Raw genomic sequence first — 7,942 nt, 5'->3', positions numbered from 1 at the left:
AAGGCGCTTGCGCTTTTCTATTGAACATGTTTCGGAGGAGGGATTTGGATGGCGCAGCATTGGCAGGAAACTTTGCCTGTAGACCAGTATATCGTCACATCTGGCGGCCTGTTGCATGATTATGATCGCAAGGTTTTAACCTTCTTATATCAGCCTTTGATCGGGCCAGAGTGCTTAAGTCTTTTCATGACTCTATGGGCCGAACTTGAAGAAAACCGCCTATGGTCGGAGTCTGTAACGCATCATAACTTAATGAGCATTATGGATATGAACCTGAAGGACATCTACCATGCACGGCAGAAGCTTGAAGGGATGGGGCTGCTTAAGACTTTTGTTAAAAATGGGGAGGATGGACGTTCCTTTATTTATGAATTGCAGCCTCCGCTCACTCCGGAGCAGTTTTTCCTCGATGGGATGTTAAATGTTTATCTATATCGCAAGGTGGGCAAGAATCAGTTCTTGCGACTGAAGCGATTTTTTAGTGATAAGTCTATTGCAGCTGAACCTGGATATGCGGAAATCACCAAAGCGTTTCAGGACGTTTTTCTATCAGTGCCGCCTGAAGCACTTAAGAATAATCCTGATTACGCGGTCGACCTTCAGGCTGAGGATGGTAATGCTTTTATAGGCCGGGCAGAAGCAGCTAAAATCCAGATAGATCCTGGTGAATTCAACTTCGATTTGCTTTTAGGCGGGCTGAAAGAGTCGCTCATTCCCAAAAAGGCTTTTACCACGAAAGTGAAGGAGGCAATCAGCAACCTTGCCTTCCTGTACGGAATAGATGCTCTTAAAATGAAAAATATTGTTCTGAGTGCAGTCAATGCGGAAAATGAAATTGATATCGATGAATTGCGCAAGGCAGCACGGGATTGGTATCAATTTGAATATCAGGATCAGCTTCCGGCGCTGCTTGACCGGGTTCAGCCTGCTCAACATAAAGCAGGCATCGCAAAGCCGAAAACGAAGGAAGAGGAATTGATCCTCTATTTTGAAAGGATTTCCCCACGCCAGCTTCTGATTGATTATTCTGGAGGCGCGGAACCGTCGAAATCTGATTTGCAGATCATTGAAGAAGTCATGTTCAACCAGAAACTGCTGCCAGGAGTGGTGAATGTTTTAGTTGATTATGTTATGCTCAAGACGGATAAAAAGCTGGCAAAGGGATACATCGAAAAAATAGCGAGCCACTGGTCGCGGAAGAAAATATCAACCGTACAAGAAGCGATGCAGCTAGCAAAAAATGAACACCGCCAATATCTTGAATGGGCGGAGGGCAAAAAGGCTCCTGCTTCTCAGGGTAAGCGTAAACCTGTCCGCAAGGAAGTTTTGCCTGATTGGTTTGAGAAAAAGCATGAAGGTGAACAGAATCAGCAAGCCGGTGCGACGGATAATGATCATGACTATGAAATAGAGAAGAAAAAGCTAGAAGAAGAACTTAAGAAATTTAAATCTGGGAGGTGACTCAGGTGGAAAGTATTAATGAAACGTTAAAGAAGCTGGCGAATAACCAAAACTTCCAGACACGCTATGAAGCGATCAAGCAAAAGGTGATGCAGGATAAGCATGTAAAGCAATTCCTTGAAGAAAACGCGGAAAAAGTAACTCGTGAGATGCTCGACCGGAGTATGTCCAAACTGTATGAGTTCACTACCCAAAGCAAGGAATGCGGAGACTGCCCAACACTTGCAGCCTGCAAAAACATGATACAGGGATATGAACCCGAGCTTTTTATAAAAGGGAATTATATTGACATAAAATATGACCGCTGCAAGAAAAAAATCATGCATGATGAACGGCAAAAGCATGCGCAGTTGATCAATAGCATTTTCGTACCAAAGGAAATTTTAAAGGCGTCATTCGGTGATATTGAACTTGATGACCAGGGAAGATTCAAAGCGATAAAAATGGCAAAGGATTTCGTTGAAAACTATGAACCTGGCCAAAAGCAAAAAGGTTTGTTCCTGCATGGCTCCTTTGGTACCGGAAAGTCATATCTCCTTGGAGCGATAGCAAATGAACTTGCACAGAAACAGGTCAGTTCACTAATCGTCTACGTTCCTGAGTTTTTCCGTGAAATGAAAAATGCAATCGGTGACCATACCGTAAATGACAAGCTTGAAGCGATTAAAAAAGCGAATGTACTCATGCTCGATGATATCGGCGCCGAAACAATGAGCAGCTGGGCACGCGATGAAATCCTCGGGACTATTCTCCAATTCCGCATGCTTGAGAACCTGCCAACCTTCTTTACCTCGAATTTCGACCTGAAAGGGCTTGAGCATCACCTGACACACAGCCAGCGGGGAGAAGAAGAGCAGTTGAAAGCAGCTAGAATCATGGAACGAATAAAGTATCTTGCTGACCCTGTTAAAGTGGAAGGGAAAAATCGAAGAATATAATAAAATGCCACAGCCTATAGCTGTGGCATTATTTTTTTTGCATTGATAAACCGGCACCAGAATACTTCTAAATTGTCCAAGTTCCCCATATATATAATCAGGGATTATTTATAAAGGGGGGATATGGTTGATTGAAATCATCTTCCAAAAAAAGCAGGATGCCTGGAGTTTGTATCAGCATTTAATTGCCAGGCTTGCTTCTTGGCCGGAAACGGATTCAATTCTTCTAAATGAAGATCGAAATAGAGTGCAAATACCCACTCAATTATATATAGATGGAATGCTTCAGGACCTAAAAAGGAGTTTTTACGATTTCATCATCTTGACGAAACGAGAGGAATGGTTCAGGACCATACTGGCGGAATCTTATCTATTTACTGAAGTTGAAGAGCAGGACCAAATCATTGAAATTATTTATTCTGTTCTCGAAGGTGACCGAGAGGAGCTAGCCCCATTTATGGAAGGGGTCGAAGAAAATGGTCTCATTGAAAAGGCTGTGAATGAAATTTTTAATGAGGAAATCTCTTTCTCTTTTGATTCGTTTGTGAAGTTCAGATTGAAGGCTTATGTGGAACAGCTCTCTCAGTGGGTAGAGATTGCGATTGATGAGTATAAAATGGAACAGGAATATCAGGTATTCGTCCATACACTAAGGAGCTTTCTTGTTGACCGAAAACCGCAGCTGGCACATTTGTACCTCGTTATTGATGAAAATATGTCGTTTTACGACCAGTATTTTATTGAAATGAAGAGGAGCGAACTTTTCAAAGCGATTGATCGTAAATTGCTTGTCAATCATCCAGTCTATGTAGACTCTGGCACGATTGCTCCTCTATTATCGATTGCTCCAAAAAACATCTACTTATACACAGACGATGCACAGCAGCCCTTGGTGCGTACGATCATTAATATTTTTGAAGAGCGTGTGAAAATTAGCCCCATTTCTACTTTTTGTTTGGATAAAGAAAATTTTTTAAGCGAGGACAGTGAAAATATACGTTAGCCCACTTGATTTTCAAAACATTACAAACTATAATTACGTACATACTAAATGAATCAAGTCATTGTGATGATGAGGACATGGGCTTTCTTGAAAGGTTTCCAGAGAGGGAAGGCAAGGCTGAAAACTTCCTAACACTTAAAGAGTGCTTACCACCTTTGAACTCCAGTTATGAACGCCATTAGGCAAGTATTGACTGGCGGCAGCTGCCGTTATCTCAACCAGAGTCATTCTGTCGCTTTTTTTTAAAGCAGGAATGTAAAATTGGGTGGAACCACGTGTAATCAAACTCGTCCCTGTTTCAGGGACGGGTTTTTTTTATTTTTGCGCAAGTTTTGCGCTATTTCTAATAAGGAGGAAAAGCCAATGGCAGACATGTTAAAAATATCGTTTCCAGATGGAGCAGTAAAGGAGTTTCCGGCAGGAACAACAACTGAAGACATTGCTAGCTCAATCAGCCCGGGCCTTAAGAAGAAAGCCATTGCCGGTATGGTGAATGGTAACCCGTATGATCTCCGCAGACCAATCGAGGAGGATGCATCAATTGAAATCGTTACTGCTGATCATCCTGAAGCTCTTGAAATTCTGCGTCACAGTTCAGCGCATTTAATGGCACAGGCAATAAAGCGTCTTTATAAAAATGTTAAACTCGGGGTAGGACCAGTAATTGAAGGCGGCTTCTACTACGATATTGATATGGAAGAATCATTGACTCCGGAAGATTTGCCGGCGATTGAAAAAGAAATGAACAAGATCATCAATGAAAATATTGATATTGTTCGTAAAGAGGTAAGCCGTGAAGAAGCTGTACAATTTTTCAAGGAAATCGGCGATGAATACAAGCTTGAGTTGATTGAAGCGATTCCGGCCGATGAAAAAGTGACTCTTTATGAGCAGGGAGATTTTGTTGATCTTTGCCGCGGCGTGCATGTTCCTTCAACAGGAAAGCTGAAGGAAATCAAATTACTCAGCATTGCTGGTGCCTATTGGCGCGGAGACAGCGACAACAAGATGCTGCAACGCATATACGGTACAGCTTTCTTCAAAAAGGAAGATCTTAAAGAACATTTAAGACTTCTTGAAGAAGCAAAAGAGCGTGATCACCGCAAACTTGGTAAAGAACTTAACTTATTTACAAACTCACAAAAGGTTGGCCAGGGACTTCCGCTTTGGCTTCCAAAAGGTGCGACAATCCGCCGCATCATCGAGCGTTACATTGTCGATAAAGAGGTTAGCCTTGGATATGACCATGTCTACACTCCAGTAATGGGAAGTGTTGATTTATATAAAACTTCTGGACACTGGGATCACTATCAGGAAAACATGTTCCCGGTCATGGAAATGGAAAACGAACAGCTCGTATTAAGGCCAATGAACTGTCCGCACCACATGATGGTGTACAAAAACAGCATCCATAGCTACAGAGAGCTTCCAATAAGGATTGCTGAGCTAGGAACAATGCACCGTTATGAAATGTCAGGCGCGCTAGCAGGTTTGCAGCGTGTTCGCGGGATGACTCTTAATGATGCTCATATCTTTGTTCGTCCAGACCAGATCAAGGAAGAGTTCAAACGAGTAGTCCAGCTTGTCCTTGAAGTATACAAGGATTTTGACATGAACGATTACTCTTTCCGTCTTTCTTACCGCGACCCTGAGGATAAGGAAAAATATTTCGATGACGACCAAATGTGGGAAAAAGCTCAATCGATGTTAAAAGAAGCGATGGATGAGATGGGTCTTGATTATTTCGAGGCTGAAGGCGAAGCGGCATTCTACGGCCCTAAGCTTGATATCCAGGTCAAGACTGCGCTTGGCAAAGAGGAAACACTTTCAACTGTCCAGCTTGATTTCTTGCTTCCTGAGCGCTTCGATTTAACTTATATTGGAGAAGATGGCAAACACCATCGTCCAGTTGTTATTCACCGCGGTGTTGTATCAACTATGGAAAGATTCGTTGCCTTCCTGATCGAGGAGTACAAGGGAGCATTCCCAACTTGGCTTGCTCCAGTCCAGGCACAAGTCATTCCAGTTTCTCCAGCTGTACATTATGACTATGCTCGAGATATCCAGGAAAAGCTTAAAGCAGAAGGATTCCGTGTTGAAATTGACGGCCGTGACGAGAAAATCGGCTATAAAATCCGTGAAGCACAAATGCAGAAGATTCCTTATATGCTCGTTGTCGGTGATAATGAGGTATCAGATAAGGCAGTTAATGTTCGTAAATACGGTGAACAAAAATCAGAAACTGTTTCTTTCGATCAGTTCCTTGAATTATTCAGGAAAGAAGCGAAGAAATAAAAAATGAGAGAAGCCGTCTGGGCTTCTCTCATTTCTTATTCTAGAGGTTTTAGACAAGATGGGCAGAGGTTTTTTTTGTAATTCCGCTGGATTTTCTGGCCGCAGTATCTGCACGATTTGAGCAGCGATGGCTTATTGTCGATATCATTTGAAAAGCCATAGCCTGTCCTGAAAAATTTTAAGGCACTGCCTGCTAAAAGGCCAGTGATCACACCTGTAACAATGATTGCTACTAGCAAAAACACACCAGCTTTCCTATCAGTAATTTAAAAAAATTATACCAAAAAAAATTGGGTTTTTAGAGGACCTAAATTATTTTTTAATAAAAAGTATTGCAGGCTGTATTTCTATTTGATACAATACTCTACGTTGCAGTTAACGCAAGTAGTAATCGTTTGACACATCTTTTTCTTTGTGTTATATTAGCAAAAGTGAACTGAATACTAGTTTTAGGAAAGAAGAAGCACCCGCTTCTCACCTGGCTGACGCTCAATGCTGTTGGCAGGTAATACGTAAACGTCTAATTATTTTGTTTTCGTAAGTGTGGGTGTTGTCGCCTGCGCTTTTTTTATTGCAAAATAAAATTGGACATATCGTATGTCATTGTGTGAGCAAGATGACAGGCTCTGCCTGGCAATGTACTTCTTCTCCTGGACAATGTATTCGATAAAACCCTGGAGGTGGCTAATTATTAGCAAAGACGCGATGTTACTAAACGAGGGAATCCGTGCTCGCGAAATTCGTCTTATCGATCAAAACGGCGAGCAATTAGGAATTAAAACCAAAACTGAGGCGCTAGAAATCGCAGCGCGCGTTAATCTTGATCTTGTACTTGTTGCACCGAATGCGAAACCTCCTGTAGGCCGTATCATGGACTACGGAAAATTCAAATTCGAACAGCAAAAGAAAGACAAAGAAGCACGTAAGAACCAAAAGATCATCACAACTAAAGAAGTACGTCTTAGCCCAACAATTGATGAGCATGACTTTAACACAAAGCTTCGCAATGCTATCAAGTTCTTGGAAAAAGGCGATAAGGTTAAAGCATCAATTCGTTTTAAAGGACGTGCTATAACTCATAAGGAAATCGGCCAGCGTGTATTAGATCGCTTTTCTGAAGCTTGCAAGGAAGTAGCGACGATCGAATCTCATCCAAAAATGGATGGACGCAGCATGTTCCTAGTTTTAGCACCTAAAACAGACAAGTAACGAGGAGGAAGTCCCCAATGCCAAAAATGAAAACTCACCGCGGCACTGCCAAGCGTTTCAAGAAAACTGGATCTGGCAAGCTTAAGCGTTCACACGCTTACACAAGCCATTTATTTGCTAACAAGTCTACAAAAGCTAAGCGTAAGCTTCGCAAATCTGCAATCGTTTCTAAAGGCGATTTCAAACGCATTCGTCATATGTTGGACAACATTAAGTAAATTCGAGCGATCGATTTATATAGGAGGGAAATTACATGCCACGTGTAAAAGGCGGTACAGTTACGCGCAAGCGTCGTAAAAAAGTCATCAAATTAGCAAAAGGTTATTACGGTTCAAAACATACATTATACAAAGTTGCTAACCAGCAGGTTATGAAATCTCTAATGTATGCATTCCGCGACCGTCGCCAGAAAAAGCGCGACTTCCGCAAACTTTGGATTGCTCGTATCAACGCAGCAGCTCGCATGAACGGTCTTTCATACAGCCGTTTAATGCACGGCTTAAAGCTTGCTGGTATCGAAGTAAACCGCAAGATGCTTGCTGAACTAGCAGTAAGCGATGCTAACGCATTCGCTCAATTAGCTGAAACAGCAAAAAGCCAATTCAACAAGTAATACACTTATAAGATCAACCATTCTCATTTGAGGATGGTTTTTTCTTGTTTTTGAGCTGTTTTTGAGTTGTAAAAGGTATTATGGTATATTGCTAAGAACTCTTATGCATTTCAAGAATCAGAGTGCCGATTTGGTATCAGTGCGGCGATAACAATCAATTGAAAAAATGGCGCTGAGTAGTTATGAGAGGGGTTATCAGAACCATTGAGGGAGAAAAACAGTGATGAGTTGTTATCGGTGGGGTTACCAGAACAATTAATAGTTGACAAGAGCATTTCAATATAGAAAAAAGGAGTCTATTAGTTAACAAGGTTGTAATTGGAACAATTAATGGTAGTTAATTGAATTTGTAATGGTTCAATAGGTGTTTATAAGAACACTGAAAGAGGAAAAATCACTTCTATGATGTTGCAATAGACGTGA

Annotated in this window: 7 protein-coding genes and 1 other annotated feature; all 7 genes read left to right on the top strand. The window is 41.6% G+C overall.

The annotated features are described in order from the left end of the window. The first annotated feature begins 48 nt into the window (after positions 1–48). The 7 genes from V7654_RS16700 (at position 49) to rplT (ending at position 7,519) form a co-directional block, all read left to right on the top strand. Positions 49–1,461 carry a replication initiation and membrane attachment family protein gene (locus V7654_RS16700; RefSeq protein ID WP_335431783.1) on the top strand — a complete coding sequence of 471 codons (1,413 nt, stop codon included), beginning with the start codon at positions 49–51 and terminating at the stop codon, positions 1,459–1,461. 5 nt (positions 1,462–1,466) lie between these two features. Then, positions 1,467–2,399, top strand: coding sequence for a primosomal protein DnaI (gene dnaI, locus V7654_RS16695; RefSeq protein ID WP_335431781.1), 933 nt, complete (start codon positions 1,467–1,469; stop codon positions 2,397–2,399). A 127-nt stretch (positions 2,400–2,526) separates the two neighbouring features. Beyond that, positions 2,527–3,402: a sporulation protein YtxC gene (gene ytxC, locus V7654_RS16690; RefSeq protein ID WP_335431780.1), complete on the top strand. Its 876-nt coding sequence runs from the start codon at positions 2,527–2,529 to the stop codon at positions 3,400–3,402. A gap of 363 nt (positions 3,403–3,765) precedes the next feature. After that, positions 3,766–5,697, top strand: coding sequence for a threonine--tRNA ligase (gene thrS, locus V7654_RS16685; RefSeq protein WP_335431778.1), 1,932 nt, complete (start codon positions 3,766–3,768; stop codon positions 5,695–5,697). Between the two features lie 449 nt (positions 5,698–6,146). Next, positions 6,147–6,272, top strand: a sequence feature (ribosomal protein L20 leader region). Between the two features lie 112 nt (positions 6,273–6,384). Continuing rightward, on the top strand, positions 6,385–6,906 hold the full coding sequence (infC, locus tag V7654_RS16680; protein WP_335432020.1) for a translation initiation factor IF-3: 522 nt from the start codon (positions 6,385–6,387) through the stop codon (positions 6,904–6,906). A 17-nt stretch (positions 6,907–6,923) separates the two neighbouring features. Next, positions 6,924–7,124: a 50S ribosomal protein L35 gene (gene rpmI, locus V7654_RS16675; RefSeq protein ID WP_207500454.1), complete on the top strand. Its 201-nt coding sequence runs from the start codon at positions 6,924–6,926 to the stop codon at positions 7,122–7,124. A gap of 35 nt (positions 7,125–7,159) precedes the next feature. Continuing rightward, a complete protein-coding gene (rplT, locus tag V7654_RS16670; RefSeq protein ID WP_207500453.1) occupies positions 7,160–7,519 on the top strand; it encodes a 50S ribosomal protein L20 in 360 nt (119 codons plus the stop codon). The last annotated feature ends 423 nt before the right edge of the window (positions 7,520–7,942 follow it).

It is taken from the genome of Bacillus sp. JJ1609 (genome assembly GCF_036967045.1).
Taxonomy (GTDB): Bacteria; Bacillota; Bacilli; order Bacillales; family Cytobacillaceae; genus Mesobacillus.
This window is presented reverse-complemented; position numbering and strand designations above follow the sequence as displayed.

Excerpts from the sequence above, each read along its gene's own strand:
- thrS (WP_335431778.1), top strand. The coding sequence starts at position 3,766 with ATGGCAGACATGTTAAAAATATCGTTTCCAGATGGAGCAGTAAAGGAG.
- rpmI (WP_207500454.1), top strand. The coding sequence starts at position 6,924 with ATGCCAAAAATGAAAACTCACCGCGGCACTGCCAAGCGTTTCAAGAAA.
- rplT (WP_207500453.1), top strand. The coding sequence starts at position 7,160 with ATGCCACGTGTAAAAGGCGGTACAGTTACGCGCAAGCGTCGTAAAAAA.
- V7654_RS16700 (WP_335431783.1), top strand. The coding sequence starts at position 49 with ATGGCGCAGCATTGGCAGGAAACTTTGCCTGTAGACCAGTATATCGTC.